The sequence below is a fragment of the Kluyvera sp. STS39-E genome, from assembly GCF_040932435.1.
Taxonomy (GTDB): domain Bacteria; phylum Pseudomonadota; class Gammaproteobacteria; order Enterobacterales; family Enterobacteriaceae; genus Kluyvera.
In genome coordinates this window covers 381,206-401,805 of record NZ_JBFQGA010000004.1, presented here as the reverse complement: position 1 = coordinate 401,805, position 20,600 = coordinate 381,206, and the positions used below count along the sequence as shown (strand labels likewise).

16 protein-coding genes are annotated in these 20,600 nt (G+C 51.8%); 9 read left to right on the top strand and 7 right to left on the bottom strand.

Annotated elements, in window-relative coordinates; translation table 11 throughout:
• Positions 1-42: 42 nt before the first annotated feature.
• Positions 43-2,244, top strand: a complete 2,202-nt coding sequence (locus tag AB4K05_RS11190) for an EAL domain-containing protein (RefSeq protein ID WP_368480050.1) — start codon at positions 43-45, stop codon at positions 2,242-2,244.
• A gap of 34 nt (positions 2,245-2,278) precedes the next feature.
• Here the strand turns inward: AB4K05_RS11190 and nupC are convergent, their stop codons facing one another.
• Positions 2,279-3,481, bottom strand: coding sequence for a nucleoside permease NupC (gene nupC, locus AB4K05_RS11185; protein WP_368480049.1), 1,203 nt, complete (start codon positions 3,479-3,481; stop codon positions 2,279-2,281).
• Positions 3,482-3,816: 335 nt separating this feature from the next.
• Between nupC and AB4K05_RS11180 the strand changes: the two genes are divergently transcribed.
• Positions 3,817-5,055 (top strand): Nramp family divalent metal transporter, encoded by a 1,239-nt coding sequence (locus AB4K05_RS11180; RefSeq protein ID WP_368480048.1) that lies wholly within the window; start codon positions 3,817-3,819, stop codon positions 5,053-5,055.
• Between the two features lie 86 nt (positions 5,056-5,141).
• Positions 5,142-6,689: a hypothetical protein gene (locus tag AB4K05_RS11175; RefSeq protein ID WP_368480047.1), complete on the top strand. Its 1,548-nt coding sequence runs from the start codon at positions 5,142-5,144 to the stop codon at positions 6,687-6,689.
• Here AB4K05_RS11175 and AB4K05_RS11170 read toward each other — a convergent pair.
• The 5 genes from AB4K05_RS11170 to mgrA all read right to left on the bottom strand — a co-directional run bounded on the left by AB4K05_RS11170 (position 6,682) and on the right by mgrA (position 12,373).
• On the bottom strand, positions 6,682-7,893 hold the full coding sequence (locus AB4K05_RS11170; RefSeq protein WP_368480046.1) for an N-acetylglucosamine-6-phosphate deacetylase: 1,212 nt from the start codon (positions 7,891-7,893) through the stop codon (positions 6,682-6,684). The two genes, AB4K05_RS11175 and AB4K05_RS11170, sit on opposite strands and share 8 nt — an antisense overlap.
• Entirely contained in the window at positions 7,886-9,238 is a 1,353-nt protein-coding gene (locus tag AB4K05_RS11165; RefSeq protein WP_368480045.1) for an adenylosuccinate lyase family protein, read from the bottom strand. Before AB4K05_RS11165 ends, AB4K05_RS11170 begins: the two co-directional genes overlap by 8 nt.
• 16 nt (positions 9,239-9,254) lie before the next feature.
• Positions 9,255-10,814: a PTS transporter subunit EIIC gene (locus tag AB4K05_RS11160; RefSeq protein WP_368480044.1), complete on the bottom strand. Its 1,560-nt coding sequence runs from the start codon at positions 10,812-10,814 to the stop codon at positions 9,255-9,257.
• 125 nt (positions 10,815-10,939) lie between these two features.
• Positions 10,940-11,248: a DUF2502 domain-containing protein gene (locus tag AB4K05_RS11155; protein WP_368480043.1), complete on the bottom strand. Its 309-nt coding sequence runs from the start codon at positions 11,246-11,248 to the stop codon at positions 10,940-10,942.
• Between the two features lie 126 nt (positions 11,249-11,374).
• Complete coding sequence (gene mgrA, locus AB4K05_RS11150; protein WP_368480042.1) at positions 11,375-12,373, bottom strand: L-glyceraldehyde 3-phosphate reductase; 999 nt, start codon at positions 12,371-12,373, stop codon at positions 11,375-11,377.
• Between the two features lie 172 nt (positions 12,374-12,545).
• Here mgrA and AB4K05_RS11145 point away from each other — a divergent pair, with 172 nt between their 5' ends.
• The gene (locus AB4K05_RS11145) at positions 12,546-14,207 is read left to right on the top strand and encodes an alpha-keto acid decarboxylase family protein (RefSeq protein ID WP_368480041.1); all 1,662 of its coding nucleotides are present in this window, start codon (positions 12,546-12,548) and stop codon (positions 14,205-14,207) included.
• Here AB4K05_RS11145 and AB4K05_RS11140 read toward each other — a convergent pair.
• Positions 14,204-15,442 carry an ion channel protein gene (locus AB4K05_RS11140; protein ID WP_368480040.1) on the bottom strand — a complete coding sequence of 413 codons (1,239 nt, stop codon included), beginning with the start codon at positions 15,440-15,442 and terminating at the stop codon, positions 14,204-14,206. The two genes, AB4K05_RS11145 and AB4K05_RS11140, sit on opposite strands and share 4 nt — an antisense overlap.
• Positions 15,443-15,686: 244 nt before the next feature.
• Between AB4K05_RS11140 and glk the strand changes: the two genes are divergently transcribed.
• From glk to ypdE, 5 genes are all read left to right on the top strand, one after another.
• Positions 15,687-16,652, top strand: coding sequence for a glucokinase (gene glk, locus AB4K05_RS11135; RefSeq protein ID WP_368480039.1), 966 nt, complete (start codon positions 15,687-15,689; stop codon positions 16,650-16,652).
• A 195-nt stretch (positions 16,653-16,847) separates the two neighbouring features.
• Positions 16,848-17,174, top strand: coding sequence for a PTS fructose transporter subunit IIB (locus tag AB4K05_RS11130; RefSeq protein ID WP_368480038.1), 327 nt, complete (start codon positions 16,848-16,850; stop codon positions 17,172-17,174).
• 20 nt (positions 17,175-17,194) lie between these two features.
• Complete coding sequence (locus AB4K05_RS11125) at positions 17,195-18,439, top strand: PTS fructose transporter subunit IIC (RefSeq protein WP_368480037.1); 1,245 nt, start codon at positions 17,195-17,197, stop codon at positions 18,437-18,439.
• Positions 18,440-18,456: 17 nt separating this feature from the next.
• Positions 18,457-19,539, top strand: coding sequence for an aminopeptidase (ypdF, locus tag AB4K05_RS11120; protein WP_368480036.1), 1,083 nt, complete (start codon positions 18,457-18,459; stop codon positions 19,537-19,539).
• On the top strand, positions 19,539-20,579 hold the full coding sequence (gene ypdE, locus AB4K05_RS11115; RefSeq protein WP_368480035.1) for an aminopeptidase: 1,041 nt from the start codon (positions 19,539-19,541) through the stop codon (positions 20,577-20,579). Before ypdF ends, ypdE begins: the two co-directional genes overlap by 1 nt.
• The last annotated feature ends 21 nt before the right edge of the window (positions 20,580-20,600 follow it).

The window sequence follows — 20,600 nt, the reverse complement described above, 5'->3', positions numbered from 1 at the left end:
TAGAGTCAAATTACGTACGATAAAGGATATCGGCAGATACGCATGACGGTGATTCGCAGTACCTCAATAAGGAAATTCTGCTTGGCTCTGATAATGAGCCTGATAGCCATTCCTATTTCAAGATATATCTCACCAACAGCTTTTTATGATGGACATTCGGTATATCTGGCCTGGCTCCCACTCGCTGTAATGATTGCGCTGATTATGCTTTTTGGTCGCCATGCTATCGCGCCTTTAGCCATTGGTTTTACCGTTACTAACTATTGGCAATTACATTTATCACCCTTTTATTCATTAACATTACTATTCTGTCAGCTCGCAGCTGTCTGCATCTCTTGCTTTATTTTACGCTTGGTGCTTGGACGTCGATGGCGACACGGAATTCCTATAAAAAACATATGGTTAAATGTTTTTTTGTTGGGTTTTGTCACGCCGGTTTTGGGTAAAATTCTGATGTATGTTACCGGTGAAATTATTGATATTCCGGAGTTAATGTACAGCTATTTTAATATAACGTCGGCTATTTATAGTATTGTTGATATTCAAGGCCTCGTTTGTGCTTCACTGATTTTTACGAAACTTTTCTATTATCCATTCAGAATGTGCCTAAACCCAAGGTATGCCAAAACATTCTGGCGACGGAATATCGCTTGTTACACTGATTTCAGAAACCGTGTTTTTATTACCTGCTGGATTATCAGTCTGGTAAGCATGCTGGTATTTTTGTGCGCACCGTTCGGCGACTATTATTTTGCGGGTTATCTGGTTCCGGCAATATTTATCTTTTTCTCTTTTGGCATCAGCCAGTTGGCCTACCCAATGGTCATTTTGGCGTGGACGGTATCGGCCTTCCTGTTGGTGATGTACAACAAGAACTTCCTCCACGGTATTCAGACTCAGTATTCGCTGGCCTTTATCCTCTCATCGCTTATCTCCTTCACCGTGTGCTTGCTCTATCTGTTGCAGGTTTACCACCGCAGCCAACGACTGAAGGCGATGTGGCAGGCGCAGGCTATGCAAGACCCGATAACCGGCCTGCCAAACCTTCGTGCGCTGGAAGAGTATATGTCGCAGCCGCGTGCGGAGTTGATAAGCGTCTGCTGCCTGTATATCCGGAATCTGGACTTCTTAAGCCGCCACTACGGCATGATGATGCGCGTGCAGTGCAAGCGCAGCATTACGCAGGTGCTAAGGCCAATACTGTGCAACGAAGAGAAACTGTTCCAACTGCCGGGTAGCGAGCTGCTGCTGGTCCTTAACGGCCCGGACACCGAAGCGCGGTTGAATCACCTACTCGATTATCTAAGCAGCAAAGAGATCCGCTGGAATAATACGGTACTCAACCTCGAATATGGTATTTCCTGGGGACGGTTACGCGCCCGGGATAGCAATCTCCATCATATGCTGGGCCAACTTAGCTGGCTTGCAGAGCAGGCCGGTGAGGGGAACCCCATCCTTAAGCTCAATAACGGGCATGTTGAAGCGTTCGACCAGAGCAGTGAGCGGGTTGTTATGCTCAACCGGGTCAAAAATGCGTTGGATTGGGGCGGTTTTGTGCTGTATGCCCAGCCGATTAGAAAACCGTCCGGTGAAGGTTACTACGAGATCCTAAGCCGTCTGGTCGATTCACATGGCATCGTGATGCCGGATAAATTCATCCCCGTGCTGGCGCAATTTAACCTCAGTAAACGCTTTGATATGCAGGTGTTGGAGTATCTATTTAGTTCACTGGATGAGCTTTCCGGGAAAAGTTTCTCGGTGAATCTCATGCCGTATACGTTGATGCAAAAAGGCAGTGCCGCCGAAATTATTGCGCTATTACGTCGTTACCACGTAGACGTTGAACGCATCATTATTGAGATTACCGAAGAGCAGGCGTTTTCAAATTCCGATGTCAGCGTCACCAACATTCAACAGCTACGTCAATTTGGCTTTCGGATTGCGATTGATGACTTTGGTACTGGCTATGCCAACTATGAACGCCTCAAGCGCCTAGAAGCGGATATTATCAAAATCGACGGCTGCTTTGTCCGCGATGTCCTGACTGACCCAATGGATGCGATGATCATTCGCTCTATCTGCGAGCTGGCGAAGGTGCGTAATCTGGTGGTGGTTGCGGAGTTTGTGGAAACACAGGAGCAGCTAGAGCTATTGGAAAGCCTGGGAGTGCATTACATGCAGGGCTATCTTATCGATAAGCCTCGTCCGCTGTGGCAGCTTGAGAACAAGAAAAAAGACCTGTAACAACGTTACAGGTCTTTAGCATACCGAAGGTAAATTACAGAACCAGCGCGGCGATGGAAGCAGACAGCACGCTTACCAGCGTAGAACCGTAAACCAGTTTCAGACCGAAGCGGGATACCACGTTACCTTGCTCTTCGTTCAGGCCTTTAATTGCACCCGCGATAATACCGATAGAAGAGAAGTTAGCGAAGGAAACCAAGAATACGGAGATGATGCCCACGGCGCGCGGAGAGAGCTCAGCGGCCACTTTCTGCAGGTCCATCATTGCAACGAATTCGTTAGAAACCAGTTTGGTGGCCATGATGCTACCTACCTGCAGTGCTTCGCTTGCCGGCACACCCATGATCCAAGCAATTGGATAGAAGATGTAGCCCAGAATCCCCTGGAAGGAGATGCTGTAACCAAACCAGCCGGTTACGGTTGCAAACAGGGCGTTCAGTGCGGCAATCAGAGCGATAAAGCCGATCAGCATTGCGGCAACAATAATCGCCACCTTGAAACCAGCCAGAATGTATTCACCCAGCATTTCGAAGAAGCTCTGTCCTTCGTGCAGGTTAGACATCTGGATGTTTTCTTCGCTTTCGTCAACGCGGTAAGGGTTGATCAGCGACAGCACGATAAAGGTACTAAACATGTTCAGAACCAGCGCCGCAACGACGTATTTTGGTTCCAGCATGGTCATATACGCACCCACAATGGACATGGAGACGGTAGACATTGCTGTCGCCGCCATGGTGTACATGCGGTTACGGGACATCTTCCCGAGAATATCTTTATAGGCGATGAAGTTTTCAGACTGGCCAAGGATCAGCGAGCTGACGGCGTTGAAAGACTCCAGTTTACCCATACCGTTGACTTTAGACAGCACGGTACCAATTGCACGAATGATAATCGGCAGAATACGGATGTGCTGCAGAATACCGATCAGCGCAGAGATGAAGACGATTGGGCATAGCACTTTCAGGAAGAAGAAGGCCAAGCCTTTATCATTCATGTTACCGAAGACGAAGTTGGTCCCATCGTTGGCAAAGCCGAGCAGTTTTTCGAACATCTCGGAGAAGCCTCGCACGAAACCCAGACCGACATCAGAGTTCAGGAAGAACCATGCCAGCAATACTTCGATGACAAGCAGCTGAATAACATAACGAATGCGGATCTGTTTGCGGTTGGAACTGACCAATAAGGCCAGGATCGCAACCACTACGAGCGCGAGAATAAAATGCAAGACGCGGTCCATATTTGCTCCAAACATGAGGCTGGTTAAGTTTTCGTGCACATTCTATGTAACATGATTAAATAAAACGAGATCTGTCTCTCACTATATTCAGAACCTGTGAGCAAACTCTAAATTAGTGATCCTCGATACATTTTTGTGATGTTAAGTAAATGTATGAAAAGTTTCCACGTTGTACTACTCTCTCATTAAGCGTATACCAAACCATCCTAACCTCCAGTCTGGCTATCGGTTCCGGCTATCAGAGCAATCATTATCATCCCTCGTAAATGAACTTGATAATCATTCGCATTTTGTTAGCATGAAACATAGCAAAGGCTATGTTTTTGAGGCAGAGAATGATCAACAGTCGAGTGGAAAATAGCACCAACCGAACAGCGCGCCGTATGCGGCTTGCGCTGATGGGGCCAGCATTTATTGCTGCAATCGGCTATATAGACCCCGGCAACTTTGCGACCAATATTCAGGCCGGCGCGAGCTTTGGCTATCAACTCCTATGGGTGGTGGTCTGGGCGAACCTGATGGCGATGCTGATTCAGGTCCTGTCGGCAAAGCTGGGTATCGCGACCGGAAAAAACCTTGCAGAGCAGATCCGCGATCATTATCCGCGCCCTTTGGTGTGGTTTTACTGGGTACAGGCGGAAATTATCGCCATGGCAACCGATCTGGCCGAGTTTATCGGTGCCGCCATCGGTTTCAAGCTCATCCTCGGTATTTCGCTGCTTCAAGGGGCGGTGCTGACGGGGATTGCCACCTTTTTAATCCTGATGCTGCAACGCCGTGGGCAAAAGCCGTTGGAGAAAGTGATAGGTGGCCTGCTGCTGTTCGTTGCCGCGGCCTATATTGTGGAGCTGATTTTCTCTCAGCCTGCGCTTGCCCCATTAGCAAAAGGGATGATTTTACCTTCCCTGCCTAACTCTGAAGCGGTGTTCCTTGCCGCGGGGGTGTTAGGGGCGACAATTATGCCGCACGTTATCTACCTGCACTCGTCGCTGACTCAACATCTACACGGGGGCAGCGCCAAAGAACGCTACAACGCCACGCGCTGGGATGTGGGCATCGCCATGACCATCGCCGGTTTCGTTAATCTCGCGATGATGGCCACTGCGGCAGCGGCATTCCACGCCCATGGGCACACCGGGATCGCCGATTTAGACCAAGCTTATTTGACGCTGGAACCACTGCTTAGTCATGCGGCGGCGACCATCTTCGGTCTTAGCCTGATTGCCGCGGGTCTGTCTTCAACGGTTGTTGGCACGCTTGCAGGCCAGGTCGTGATGCAGGGCTTTATCCGCTTCCATATTCCGCTGTGGTTTCGTCGCACGGTGACGATGCTGCCTTCGTTTGTGGTTATCTTGATGGGGCTCGATCCGACGCGAATTCTGGTCATGAGCCAAGTGCTGTTGAGCTTTGGTATTGCCCTAGCCCTGGTGCCGCTGCTGATTTTCACCAGTGACAGCAAACTGATGGGCGAGCTGGTAAATACCCGTTGGGTTAAGCGCATTGGCTGGGCCATCGTGGCTATCGTGGTGGCGTTGAACGGTTGGCTGCTGGTGGGGACGTTGCTTGGTTTATGACTGTTTACCGTGACCCGTGGGCGGTCACGGTTTTCCTTCCGATTTTCCGTTAAGCTGAGTGGCGTTTTACCTATCAGCGAACGGCTATGAATCACTTTGATCTCTCCTTCTTAAAATACCTTCAGGATAACAACCCCCTGGGGATTGAACATGCGGTCCAGCGGTTTGGCAAAACGCTTTCCACGCTGAAGCGTACGATGAAAGAGTTGAATGAGCTGTTGCCCGCTAACGTTCAGCTACATCAAGACAATCAATCTATTACCACGCGTATTGGCTACAGTGACTACATTCAGTTCCTGCAGCGGGTGCAATTCAATCGTTACCTCACCACCGCCGAGGAGCGGGTGCAGGACCTTTTTATTGCGCTGTGCTTGGCTGATGTGGTGAATAAAAATGAATACTACAAAAAGTTTTATGTCAGTGCCGGTACGGTTAAAAACGACAATCCGGTTATGCTAAGCCGGGTCAAGGAAAGCGGACTTACGTTGTTAAGCATTCCGCGTAAAGGCTCCACGCTGGTGGGGGATGAGTTCCGCCTCCGTCTCGCTGCGTGTATGTCTATTCTGAAAACCGTGGAGATCGGCGCGGATAATCGGCTTATTTCCCACCAGGCCAACGAACCCATTAACCGGTCGATTGCCGAACAGTTCCTGAGTGGATGCACGCAGGAAAAAACGCAAGCAGCGGCTTATTATGTTGATGTGATTAGTCAAGCCACCCAGCTTGGCTATAACGGCCGCAAATACCTACTGGTCTACCTGAGCCTAGCGTTGCAGCGTATCAAGCGCGGGCACACGATTACCGACAGTACGATGTGTCATTTCCTAACGACTTATTCTTATGAGGTGCTGGCTCATCCCGACGAAAACGCCTGCCTCGACATGCTGATTGCGTCACTTACCTTTATCCATCGTCCCTTTACGCTTTATGATCCTCTGCTGGCGGCGCACGTATTACGAGTCAGTGAATCACTTTCTCGCTGTCTGAATGCCACCATTCATCGTCATCACAGCTGGTATGCTGAGATTTATAACTTTATTTACGCGGCCATTATTCAAAATAAATTCCACCTCTGGTTTGACGATAAAAAGCTACACGATGTTGAGCGTCGCTATCCCGCGCTTTGGTGCCAGGTCCAGCAGGCGCTCACCGAGATTGAACATCATTGGCAGATGTCTTTCTCGGCGATTCATCTGGCAACGCTGGTGCTTATTTTGAAGAAACATGAGTTAAAAAATCGCGTTGTCAGGGATGCGAAGAAACGCGTTATCGTCGTCACCAACTCATCAGAAAGCAAAGTCGGCTATTTCAAAGAGGTGCTGCTTTCTCGTTTTCACATTGAGGTGCTGGCCTGCGTTAACATCAACGAAATCGACAGACTATTGCCGCAGGATTTTGATCTGCTGATCACCTTTACCAATAAAATTTCCAGCCATCTTCGCCATGCGGAACTGGAGTACGTTAAGGTCAATTTCTACCTCACCCAAGATGATTTCCAACTGCTGCGCGAGCGCGGACTCAGTCCGGCGCGCAAAAAAATACCCGTTGAGAGGTTCGCTCAACAGGTACAGGGGATGAGTGCGGAGGCGCTAAAAGACTTTCTGGAGCAAAACTACGACGATATTTTTATCTAATGAGCGGCTGTAGAACGCCGCGACACCATACGGCTTGTAGATTCTCCTTGTCGTCCAGTACCAGAATATCGGCATCTTTTCCTGATTCCAGACTACCTTTACGCTGTGCTGCTCCCGCAAGAATGGCGGGATTGAGACAGGCAATTTGTGCGGCAGAAACCCAACCGTTTTTAAGCCTCGGCACGACATTTTTCACTGAATCAAGAAAACTCATCTCTAGGCGGCAAACTTCGGGCCAGTCCTCAGGCGAGATTGTTCGAGTGCAGCCGTGACGGTCGGTGATTTCAAGGGCATGTTGACGAATGCGGAAAGTTTCCTGGCGCAGGTAGTGTTTAAATTCGAAGCCTTCCGGAAAATCCACGTAGCCAAGGCAGTCACTCATCATGACCATTCGGCGGTCCTGCTTTAAGCGATAAAGAATATCAAAGACTTCTGGGCGCAGGGTGATGCCACTTTGTTTCGCGACTTCGGCGAAAGTCTCCTCATAATACATTAGCGCGCCGACCACACCGGGTTCACGATGGTGCAGCCCGCGCATTGCGCTGAACGCATGGGTGAAGTGGTTCAATCCTGCATCAATTGCCAGTCCTATCTCATCGAAGGTCGCGTCGGTATGACCTGCTGAAATCGTCACGCCGGATTGATGAAGATGGCGAATTAACGCCAGTGCGCCGGGTAGTTCAGGGGCCAGCGTCATTAAGCGAATATGACCACATGCAGCATGCTGATAGCGTTCGAACCCAGCGATGCTGGGCTGCTGAACGCAGTCTAGGCGCTGCATCCCGATGAATTTCGGGTTAATGTAAGGGCCTTCCATATGGATGCCTACCGCCTGAGCGCCATCTTCAGGCCTAGTGTCAGCAATCCATTGCGCGGCGGTTGCTAGGCTTTCCAGCAAAAAATCTTCCGGTTGGGTGGCAGAAGTCGCCAGCCATGAGGTAACGCCGGCATTGACCAGGTCCTGACTCATCGCTCGCAGCGAATGCCGTTCCCCTTTCCAGGCAAAAGAACCGCGCCCCCAGCCGTGAACATGAATGTCTACAAAGCCGGGCATCAGCATGGCACCACGGTAATCGATAACCTGTCCGCGTGGACTATCGTCTAAAGCGACAATCTTTTCGCCACTGATGTGCAGATAACCGGAGCGTATGCCATTAGGCGTAATGATCCGCTCGCAGGCCAAAGAGAGTAGGGGATTAGTCACGACACTTCTCCTTTACCCGCTCGGACGTCTCCTGCGCAATAACGGCACATAAACCGGTGTAATGAGCGGGATCGAGCAGTTCATCTATTTCGCTATCGCTAAAATTCTGGCGAATAATCGGGTCATGGCGCAGGACGTCTGCGTAAGGAATGCCTTCATGGGTGCTTCGCATCGCCAGATGGTAAACGCGTTCATGTGCCGCATCTTTGCCCATTTTTTCAATGAGATGCATCATTATTTTTTCGCTGTTGATAAGACCATGCGTGAGATGGACGTTGTGCTGCATGCGCTCGCCGTTAATAACCAGCGTACGCGTCAGTTCTTCAGCCCGCATAACGATCTCGGCGATACACTCCATACTCTCTTGAATATTGGCGTCGAAGATAAAATAAGCCGAACTGTCTGCCTCAAACGGACGCGGGCTGACGTACATGCAAGAAGTCAGTACGGAATAAAGCTTCTGCGCATTGGCAATAATGCCTTTCGCCAGTTTAGGGTTAACTTTCTGCGGCATGGTGCTGCTGCCAACGGTGCCTTTGGTGAAGGCTTCGGAGACTTCGCCAAATTCTTCCCCCGAGGTTTGGTAAACCTCTTCGGCAATTTTATGCAGAGTAGTGGCCAGCAGACATAAGTTGCTGATGTACTCCATCCGGTAGACGCGTGAGTTACGAGATGGAATGGCCATGGAATGCATACCAAGGCGCTGTGCGACGTTTTCCTGCACCCGACGGCCGGTTTCTCCCGTTGCGTGGAAGGCCCCGACGGCCCCGCCCATCATCACGGTAAAAACGCGTTTTTCCGCCTCCTGCATTCGTTCTCTAGCACTTAACAGCTCGTCAATCCATACGGCTGCTTTATAGCCCCAGGTAATCGGCAGCGCATGTTTGCCGTGGGTACGACCAGCCATCAGGGTTGACTTATGCTGGTCCGCCATCGCCGCTAGGTTACGCAGCGTGTCACTGACAAAGTCCTGCATCAGCGCATTAAACTGTTTTGCTAGGTACAGCTGGGCGGTTTGCTGGATATTCTGGGTGGTCACGCCGTAGTGCACATATTTTCCGCTTTCATCGTCGCAGGCTTTGACCAGCACTTTGATGACCGGAACAAATCCGTGACCGATTTCTCGCAGCAGACGCTCCATTTCCTGCAGATCGATTTTTTCAACCCGGCAGTTGGCGGCAATATTTTTCGCCGCGCTAGCGGGGATCATTCCGTGCTCAGCCTGAGCCAACGCTAATGCCGCCTCAACGTCCAGCCATGACTGCACTCGCGCCTGCTGGCCCAGCAGCGCTTTCATTCCACGGTCATTAATCGTTTTACTTTTTGAATCATACAATGCGCGCATTACTCACTCCTTTCGCTTATTTGGCACCGGCAAGGTGGTCATCAACCGCATTGCGGACAAATTCTACGTGTGGGCCAAAGACCACGTGGACATGGTTGTTTGAGGGAATAAAGGTCCCAAGCGATCCGGACTCCTTGAGGACATCCATGCTGATTTTTTTCTGATCCTGCAGGTCGATACGCAGTCGCGAAACGCAGTTCTCGACGCGTTTAATATTCTCTTTGCCGCCCAGCCCTTGGATAACCATCTCGGCCACTTTGTCGTACTCTTTGTTATTGAGTAAGGTGCTGTCTGCCATCTCGCTCTCGCGCCCCGGCGTTTTGATATCAAACTTGTTGATGGCGAAACGGAATACGAAATAAAAGACGACGAAATTCACAATGCCAAGAAGAATCAAGTTAACCCAGTGGGTATTTTCGTACATGAGGCCAAAAATACCGAAGTCAAAAATAGTGCCGCGAATGTAGCCAATAGACACTTCGAGAATTTGCAGTGGAATAGTCAGCAAACCACACAGCACCGCATAGATAATAAAGAGCTTCGGTGCGATAAACAGGAAAGAGAATTCCAGCGGTTCAGTGATGTTCCCTAACATCGCTGTTAATACCACGGTCAGGATCATCCCTTTAGCAAATTTCTTATTCTTGAAATAAGCCATGTGATACATCGCAAGGCCAATAGCTGGCACACGGAATAAAGTGGTCAGCATTTGCGATGAGGCAAGATAGCTGGTCAACGTTGGCATAAACTCTTTCCATGCCGGGTGAGAGGGGCCAAGCTCAAAGAGGATTTTATTCATCGCAGGCAAAATCCCCACATAGGTCTGCCCATCAATCAAATAAGTTCCTCCTGCGGCGGTAAAGCGCACCGTCGAACTCAGCACATGATGCAGGCCGAACGGGATCAGCAGACGATTAAGCGTCATGTAGATCCCCGCGCCAATATTGGGTGCCATCATAATCGTTGAAACCGCGCGCATGCCGGCGGTAAAGAGATCCCAAATAAAGGGAATGATAAGACCAACGGGAATGGAGAAAGCGATAGCAAGGATCGCTACCGATTTTTTGCCGCTGAAGAAGGCAAAAGCCAATGGCAGCTGTAATCGATAGAAACGATCGGTGATTTTGGCGGCCATAAGGCCTGCAATAATTCCACCCAACGCCTCAATTTTTAGCGTTTGCACGCCCAGCACCATGCCCTGACCGACTAAAGAGAGATTGTCTTTAGCCAGCGTGCCGGTCAGTTTTAGGTGGACATGCATCGCGATTAATAAGGTGAGGTAAGCGACAACTGAAGCAAATACCGCGATGCCTTTTTCTTTCTTTGACATCCCGTAGGCTACGCCCATTGCAAATAATAAAGGGATGTTGTTAAAAACAACGCTACTGATTAATCCCAAAGAAGATAAAACAGCTCTGAAAATATCATTGCCTAAAAACGGCAGTTTTTCGATCATATAGCTCTGGCCTAACGCCGAGCTAATACCCATCACCATACCTACAGGGGCCAATACCGCAATAGGCAATAAAAGTGAGCGACCGAATATCTGAATTTCATTTTTGAAATTGGTATTCATGATGTAATCCTGACGTGGAATATCTGAACGTTAAGATACCGACAGGATTTTTTTGCTCAAGGGCAAATGGTGATAAATAAGAAGCGCAGGATTTGACCATTAAAAAAGAGCCCGTAGGCTCTTAATTAATGATGTCCGCGTCCATGGCCGTGTCCACGCCCGCGATGATCGTCACGATCGCCCCAGCCATCGCGATAGCCACGTTCGTAGGCATTACGTTTATCCCAGCCGCGGTGCCAGCCATTATCATGGCGTGACCAGTGTCGGTGCCAGTAATCGCGATCGCGCCAGCGACCGCCATCCCAGTAGTTGCCGTAATTATCGCGATCGCCAATTTGTAATTTTACGGATGGCAGCAGGGTGATTTCACCAGCATTAGCGATCATCGGGGCCGATGCCATCAATACCGCTGCCAGAATCAGTGACCTGAACATACTTCTCTCCTTATGCGATCGTGGTCAGTAAGACCTGTTAACGCAATATTACAATTCGGTAAACCACCGGATTATTGGGCTAACTCTTAAACCGCCAGGAGAGAGCATTTTTTGCTAAAGTCGCCGTTATTTTATACTGCTCAAGATGCCGTCAATTTCTGCGCATTCCTGCGGGCTGAAATGTCGGTTCGCCAGCATACCCACCGCATCATCAAGCTGCGCCACTTTACTCGCACCAATCAGCACTGATGTGACGGCCTGCTGTCTGAGTACCCAAGCCAGTGACATCTGTGACAGTTTCTGTCCACGGTTTTCAGCCAGCGTATTGAGCTGACGGATGGCATTAATTTTACCGTCGGTCAGCTGCTCGGGCTTCAAGAAGATGCTGTTGCTGGCCGCGCGGGAATCCGTTGGGATACCGTGCAGATAACGGTCGGTTAACTGACCGCCGGCCAGTGGTGAGAAGGCAATGCAGCCGACACCTTCTTGTTGCAAAACATCCAGTAGACCGCTTTCTGCACCGCGTTCCAGCATGGAGTACTTCGGCTGGTGGATGAGGCAGGGGGTGCCAAGGTCGTTAAGGATACTAATGGCCTGCTGAGCAAGCTCTGCCGGATAGTTGGAAAGTCCAACGTACAGCGCTTTGCCCTGGCGCACGATACTATCGAGGGCGCGCATCGTTTCCAGCAGCGGCGTTTCCGGGTCTGGGCGATGATGGTAGAAGATATCAACGTACTCGATTCCCATCCGTTTCAGGCTTTGATCGAGGCTGGAAATGAGGTATTTACGCGATCCCCAATCTCCGTAAGGCCCATCCCACATGGTGTAGCCTGCTTTGCTAGAGATAATCAGCTCGTCGCGATAGGGGAGAAAATCTTCGCGCAGAATACGTCCGAAGTTGCTTTCGGCCGATCCCGGAGGCGGGCCGTAGTTATTTGCCAGATCAAAATGCGTGATGCCAAGATCGAATGCATGACGCAGCAACTGGCGGCTAGTCTCAACGTGTGTCTCGTCGCCAAAGTTGTGCCACAGCCCTAGTGAAACGGCCGGAAGCTTTAGTCCGCTGTTGCCGCAGCGCTGATATGTCATGTTTTCATAACGCGTTGGGCTTGCTTGGTAAACCATTGTGTCCTCCAGAACATTCGGTTGTGTATACGTTTACACTAACGAATGTCCATCAACTCGTACACTCCTGAAATCTGTAAAATTTGCTTTCCAGCAGACTTTTTTGCCAATTCTGGACAGCCTTAACACTTCTTCAATACTCAAAGAAACAAACCGCTGGGGGAAGTGCCTGATGAACGCATCTTATACCGTTGCTGATTATCTCCTTGACCGCCTTGCCGATTGTGGTGCCGATCACCTGTTCGGCGTCCCGGGCGATTATAACCTCCAGTTTCTTGACCATGTGATTGCGCACAGAACCGTGCGCTGGGTGGGATGCGCCAACGAACTGAATGCCGCCTATGCCGCAGACGGATATGCCCGAACGCAAGGTATTGGCGCGCTGCTCACCACCTATGGCGTCGGTGAATTGAGTGCGTTGAATGGGGTTGCCGGTAGCTTTGCTGAACATGTGCCGGTATTGCATATTGTCGGCGCACCCTGCACCGGCGCCCAGCGTCGACGGGAGTGCTTGCACCATACGTTGGGAGACGGTAATTTTGACCACTTCCGCCAGATGAGTGCGCCTATTTCGGTGGCTCAGGGGGTGCTGAATGCGCAAAATGCCTGTGCCGAAATTGACCGGGTTATCAGTGAAATCGTTCGCCGCAAGCGTCCCGGCTATCTGCTGTTACCGGCGGATGTTGCCTCGTTGCCCGCCGCGCGTCCTGGAAACGCTCTCACTACGAAAGCCACGCAAAAAGATAACGCGCAGCTGGACGATTTTATCCTTGCGGCGCGTAAGCTGTTACAACCCTGTCAGCGCGTTTCTTTGCTAGCGGACGTACTGGCGCTGCGCTTTGGGCAGCAGTCGGTGTTGAATCAGTGGATGGATGAGGTGCCTATTCCTCACGCCACGCTGCTGATGGGGAAGGGGCTCTTTAATGAGCAACAACCAGGGTTCGCGGGGACTTATAGCGGTGGAGCCAGTTTGCCGCAAACGCGGGAGGCGATTGAGGATGCTGAGGTGATTATCTGCATCGGCACCTGCTTTACCGATACCATCACCGCCGGATTTACCCATCGAATTGCGACTAACAATTCAATTGAAATTCAGCCGTTTGCCGCGCGCGTTGGGGAGCGCTGGTTTAGCGATATTGATATGCAGGAGGCAGTAACATCGCTTATCACGCTCAGCCGTGATTTTTCTGCCCAGTGGCAGACTTGGCGCGCGAGAAAAAGTGCGCCATCAGCGGTAGATAGCGGACACCTGACTCAGCGCCACTTCTGGCATGCGCTGGAAAAACATCTCCGGCCAAACGATATTGTGCTGGCAGACCAAGGCACCGCCGCGTTTGGTGTTGCAGCACTTTCTTTGCCCGCAGGGACAAACCTGATTGTCCAGCCACTATGGGGATCGATTGGTTTTACCTTGCCTGCGGCTTTCGGCGCGCAGACCGCGCAGTCGGGCAGGCGTGTGGTGTTGGTGATTGGTGATGGTGCGGCGCAGCTCACGATTCAAGAGCTGAGCTCTATGCTGCGAGACGGGCAGAGGCCGCTGATTTTGCTGCTAAATAATGAAGGGTATACGGTTGAACGTGCGATCCATGGCCCGGAACAACGCTATAACGACATTAGCTTGTGGAACTGGACACAGGTGCCGCAAGCGCTGAACCTCGACTGTCAGGCCGAGTGTTGGAAAGTGAGCAACGCATCGCAGCTTAACGATGCGTTGGCTCGTGCCGAGCGCGGGGACAAATTGACGTTACTGGAAGTTATGTTGCCAAAAATGGATATTCCGCCGCTGCTCAAAGCCGTGACTCAGGCCTTAGAGGCACGTAATAGCGAGCATTAATCCTGACGTTTGCGTGTCACCATCATTGTGGGTTTCCCCGCCAGCAGCAGCCAGGCGGGGAGCATCACGATGCACAGTAACGGCAGCAGCGTGGTATCCGGCACCACCGCTGCTGCCATAAACAGGCTTAGCCAAGCATCGCGAGTAACCACCAACACCAGCCCCAGAATGGCGCAGGAGACGGTGATAGCCGCTGGAACCGCCTCGACATGGGCATGTAGCATGAGCCCTAACGCCACGGCCACGAATACGGCAGGGAAAATACGGCCGCCACGAAAACCACAGGCGGCGGCCACGACCAGAGCGGCCAGTTTGCACAGTGCGAACAGCAGATACTCACCTGCATCAAAACCTTGCCCGCCGGTGAGTTGCCGCATCTCATCAAGCCCTTTAAACAACGTAATGGGCCCGCCGAAGGCACCGATAACGCCCAGCACAAAACCGCCGATACCCAGAACAAGCACCGGACTTTTGATGCGATGCATCAACGCGTGCAGATGCGGCAGGCACCACACAGCCACCATGCCGACGGCAATGGCGAAGATAGTCACGATGGCACCGCTGAAGATATCCACGATGCGCATTGACTGATAATACTCAATTGGCAGCGAGAAATGGGGATGGAAAAATATGCCGGTGGTTAACGCGCCAGCGGCGGCGGCCAATAGTGGGGCGAAGAGGCGATCCCATAATGGAGCCTCGTTATTACCGGTAAGCGTTTGCGAGAAAATGAGCGCGGCAGCAACTGGTGTACCAAACAGCGCGCCAATGGTGCCCGCGGCCGCCAGTATCGTCCAGTCGAGCGAACTGACACGCGGGAAAAAACGAGCTCCCAACGCCACGGCGAGCGCAATATTGACCGACATGATCGGATGTTCGGGGCCAAGGCTCACGCCGCCTGCTAGGCCGATAACTAACGCAAGTATCAACCCGGGCAAATGAGAAGGCGGCACCGCGACGCCGATCAGCGGCTCGCTTGCCGGGTCTGGTCCCGCATGACCGGGGCTATAGCGAATCACCAGACCGACGGCGATACCGGTCAGCGTCAACATCAGGATTATCCAAAACGGTGAAGTGTGGTCCACGCCGAAAGCTGCCGGGAAGCGGTTCCAAAGCAAACTCTGCAAGATAGCGGCGATTTTCATTACCACTATCAGCAGCAGGCTGGATGCAATACCGATAAGCACGGCAGGGACGGAGAGCAACAACATTGTTCTGGCTCGCGGATGGAGCATGGTTATATCCTTTTTGCTGAATGCCAAGGCTACTGTGTATTTTCCATGAATTAGGTTCAGCGCAAATAGTGCTGAAACGATACGACCCTACTGTTTATCTCTCTTCTTGGGAGCCAATAAAGGCGCAAAAATGTGACGAAGATCGATAATCCTAGGGTGCTCACGCAAACGTCGTTGTTGTTAAAGCGCCTTGAATTTACAGTGTGACAAAGATTTATTCTGACTTTAGCGGAGCCGTAACGGAATGACAAAGTTTGCTTTAGTAGGGGATGTGGGGGGCACCAATGCGCGTCTGGCATTGTGTGATGTTGCCAGCGGAGAGATCTCCCAAGCGAAAACCTATTCTGGTCTCGATTATCCAAGCCTAGAAGCGGTTGTTCGTTTCTATCTCGACGAGCATAACGTCTCGGTGGCAGATGGTTGTATTGCCATCGCCTGTCCGATTACCGGCGATTGGGTGGCGATGACCAACCATACGTGGGCGTTCTCGATTGCAGAAATGAAAAAGAACCTCGGTTTCGCTCATCTGGAAATCATCAACGATTTCACCGCGGTATCCATGGCCATTCCGATGCTGAAAAAAGAGCACCTGATCCAGTTTGGCGGCACTGATCCGGTTGAAGGCAAGCCGATTGCCGTCTACGGGGCGGGTACGGGCCTTGGCGTTGCGCACCTCGTTCATGTCGACAAACGCTGGGTGAGCTTGCCGGGTGAAGGCGGTCATGTTGACTTTGCACCAAACAGTGAAGAAGAGGGCATTATCCTCGAAGTTCTCCGCGAAGAAATCGGCCACGTTTCGGCGGAGCGTGTGCTCTCTGGACCGGGGCTGGTGAATTTATACCGGGCTATCGTTAAAGCTGATAACCGTCTGCCGGAAAACTATAAACCGAAAGACATTACCGAACGCGCCATCGCCGACACCTGTACCGACTGCCGTCGTGCGCTGTCACTGTTTTGCGTGATTCTTGGGCGTTTTGGCGGCGATCTAGCGTTAACGCTGGGAACGTTTGGCGGGGTCTACATTGCCGGTGGCATCGTGCCGCGCTTCCTCGAGTTCTTTAAAGCCTCCGGCTTCCGTGGCGGCTTTGAAGATAAAGGCCGCTTCAAAGACTATGTACACCCAATTCCGGTCTATCTGATTGTCCACGACAACCCGGGTCTACTGGGCTCTGGCGCGCACCTGCGTCAGACGCTGGGGCAGGTTCTGTAAGCGCTACGCGCCGTAGTTAGTCATCTGAACCGCGTTGAATACGCGGTTTTTTTTCGTCTGTGATTTGCCATTCCGACCCCCGTCACATTTCCGCAAGGCTGGATTGTTTGTCCAGTAAAAGCATTATTTATCTGATAACAATGACCGTGGTGTCGTAGCCATAATTCCCTCGTTAACCATTTTGAGGAATTCGCTATGACTAAAAAACTCATTGCAGTTTGTGCATGCCCGATGGGCCTAGCCCATACCTTTATGGCCGCTCAGGCGCTGGAAGAGGCGGCTATAGAGGCGGGATATGAAGTGAAAATCGAAACTCAGGGAGCGGATGGTATTCAAAACCGCCTTACGGCACAGGATATCGCCGAGGCCACATTAATTATTCATTCAGTTGCGGTAACGCCCGAAGACCATGAGCGCTTTGAAACGCGTGATGTTTATGAAATTACGCTGCAGGACGCCATCAAAAATGCCGCGGGCATCATTAAAGATATCGAAGAGATGATTGCCGCCGAACAGCAATAATTGTCGACAGGGATACAGATATGGCCATTAAAAAACGCAGTGCGACCGTTGTGCCTGGGGCATCCGGGGCCGCGGCAATCAAAAATCCTCAGGCCTCCCGAAGCAGCTTCTGGGGCGAATTACCACAACATGTGATGTCGGGTATTTCGCGGATGGTGCCGACGTTAATTATGGGTGGGGTGATCCTCGCCTTTTCTCAACTAATAGCCTATAGCTGGCTCGAAATTCCTGCTGATACCAGCATTATGGATGCGCTAAATAGCGGGAAATTCGACGGATTTAACCTCTCTTTGCTGAAATTTGCTTGGCTGTCGCAATCTTTCGGTGGCGTGCTGTTTGGGTTTGCTATTCCGATGTTTGCCGCGTTTGTGGCGAATTCTATCGGTGGCAAGCTGGCTTTTCCCGCCGGTTTTATCGGCGGGTTGATGTCTACGCAGCCGACGCAGGTGCTGAATTTCGATCCGACGAGTCTGCAGTGGGTTACTGCCGCACCCGTGCCTTCAACCTTTATCGGCGCGCTCATTATCTCAATCGTCGCAGGTTATCTGGTGAAGTGGATGAACCAAAGAATCCAGCTTCCAGACTTTCTGTTAGCCTTTAAAACCACGTTTTTGCTACCGATCCTCTCCGCGATTTTCGTCATGTTGGCGATGTACTACGTCATTACGCCCTTTGGTGGCTGGGTAAACGGCGGTATCCGTACATTGCTGATGGCGGCAGGTGAGAAAGGCACGCTGATGTACGCGATGGGTATTGCTGCGGCGACAGCTATCGACCTCGGTGGTCCAATCAATAAAGCGGCGGGCTTCGTTGCCTTTAGCTTTACCACTGACCACGTGCTGCCGGTGACCGCGCGCTCCATTGCTATTGTCATTCCACCGATTGGCCTCGGGCTGGCAACGCTTCTTGACCGTCGTCTAACCGGCAAGCGTTTGTTTAGCGCGCAGCTTTACCCGCAGGGGAAAACGGCCATGTTCCTTGCATTTATGGGCATCAGCGAAGGCGCTATCCCGTTTGCACTGGAAAGCCCTATCACCGCCATTCCATCGTATATGGTCGGGGCGATCGTAGGCTCAACTGCTGCTGTGTGGCTCGGTGCTGTGCAGTGGTTCCCTGAATCAGCAATCTGGGCCTGGCCGCTGGTCAGCAACCTGGGCGTCTATATGGCGGGTATCCTGCTAGGCGCAGTCATTACGGCGCTAATGGTAGTGTTCCTACGCCACCTGATGTACCGCAGAGGCAAACTGATTATCGAAAGTCTCTGACAATGAGGAAGAACATCATGACGCTACTGGCATCGCTTCGCCAATGGTTGGATGAACAGCGGCTGGACGCGGTACTGATTTCCTCAAGGCAGAATAAGCAGCCGCATTTGGGGATTTCTACCGGCTCAGGCTATGTGCTGATTAGCCGTGATAGCGCACATATTATGGTGGACTCCCGCTATTACGCCGACATTGAGTCGCGCATTAAGGGATATCAGCTGCATTTGCTCAGCGATACGCAAACGCTGGCTTTCATCGCAAACCAAGTCATTGTCGATGAAAATCTGCAAACTCTGGGCATTGAGGGCGGCCAAGTCAGTTGGGATGCTGCCTGTCGCTGGCAGTCAGAACTGCAGGCTTCGCTGGTAAGTGCTTCGTTGGAGCCGCTACGGCAAATCAAAACGGCGCAGGAGATTGCTTGCATTCGACAAGCCTGCCGGATCGCAGATGAGGGGGCGGAATATATTCGTCGCTTTATCCAACCTGGGATGCGCGAGGATGAAATCGCCGCAGAGCTTGAGTGGTATATGCGCAAGCTTGGGGCACAAAAAACCGCCTTCGATACGATTGTTGCCAGCGGCTGGCGAGGCGCATTGCCGCACGGGAAAGCCAGCGACAAAGTGGTGGTGGCAGGCGAACTCATCACCTTGGATTTTGGCGCTCAGTATCAAGGGTACTGCTCAGATATGACGCGGACTTTTCTCGTCTCTGGTACTGAGATGTCGCCGAAAAACGCGTTGTTTGATGTTTACCAGATTGTCCTGCAGGCGCAGCTTGCTGCCGTTGCCGCCATTCGACCGGGCGTGCGCTGTCAGGAGGTTGATGCTGTCGCTCGTCGAATTATCAGCGATGCAGGTTACGGTGACTATTTTGGCCACAATACTGGTCATGCGATTGGCATTGATGTGCATGAAGAACCACGTTTTTCGCCGACGGACGAGACGGTGCTAGCTCCGGGCATGCTGCTGACCGTCGAACCTGGCATTTATCTACCCGGGCAGGGTGGCGTCCGTATTGAAGATGTGGTGCTGGTCACGCCACTCGGCGGCGAGGTGCTTTATAGCATGCCGAAAACTTGGCGACATACGGGAGAGGTGTAATGGATTTATCGTTGCTGAAAGCCCTGAGCGAAGCGGACGCGATCGCTTCCTCAGAACAGGAAGTCCGTCAGATCATGCTCAATGAGGCGGACAGACTACATAAAGAAGTGCGCTTTGATGGCCTAGGCTCGGTGCTGATTCGCCTGAATGAGTCGGATGGCCCAAAAGTGATGATTTGCGCGCATATGGACGAAGTGGGTTTCATCGTACGCAGCATTTCCCGCGAAGGCGCAATTGACGTTCTGCCGGTGGGCAATGTGAGGATGGCCGCTCGTCAGCTCCAGCCGGTTCGGATCTCCACGCGAGAAGCGCGCAAAATTCCCGGCCTGCTCGATGGCGAACGCTGCGGCAACGACGTGGGTGCTTTGCGGGTAGATATTGGCGCGCAATCCTATGACGAGGTGATTAATGTGGGCATTCGTCCCGGCGATCGCGTCACCTTTGATACGACTTTCCAAGCATTGCCGCACCAACGGGTAATGGGAAAGGCTTTTGACGACCGGCTTGGCTGTTATTTGCTGATAGCGCTGCTGCGCGAATGGCACGACGTGGCATTGCCCGCAGAAGTCTGGTTGGTGGCAAGCTCCAGCGAGGAGGTCGGTCTGCGCGGCGGGCAAACGGCGGCGTGTGCAGTTGCCCCGGATGTGGCTATTGTGCTGGATACCGCCTGTTGGGCTAAAAACTTTGATTATGGTGCGGCCAATCATCGGCGAATTGGTAAAGGACCTATGCTGGTGCTGAGTGATAAATCGCTTATTGCTCCACCAAGGTTAACGGCCTGGGTAGAAAGCATCGCCCTGGAGGCCGGCATTTCGCTGCAGCTAGATATGTTTAGCAACGGCGGTACCGACGGCGGGGCTGTGCATCTGAGCGGGACGGGAATACCCACGGTCGTTATCGGCCCAGCGACCCGTCATGGACATTGCGCCGCCTCTATTGCTGATTGTCGTGATATTACACAGACTCAGATGTTGTTATCGGCGATTATTTCACGTCTTACGCGCGAGACCGTGGCTCACCTGACGGATTTCAGGTGTTGATATCGCGCTAACAGGAGTTGC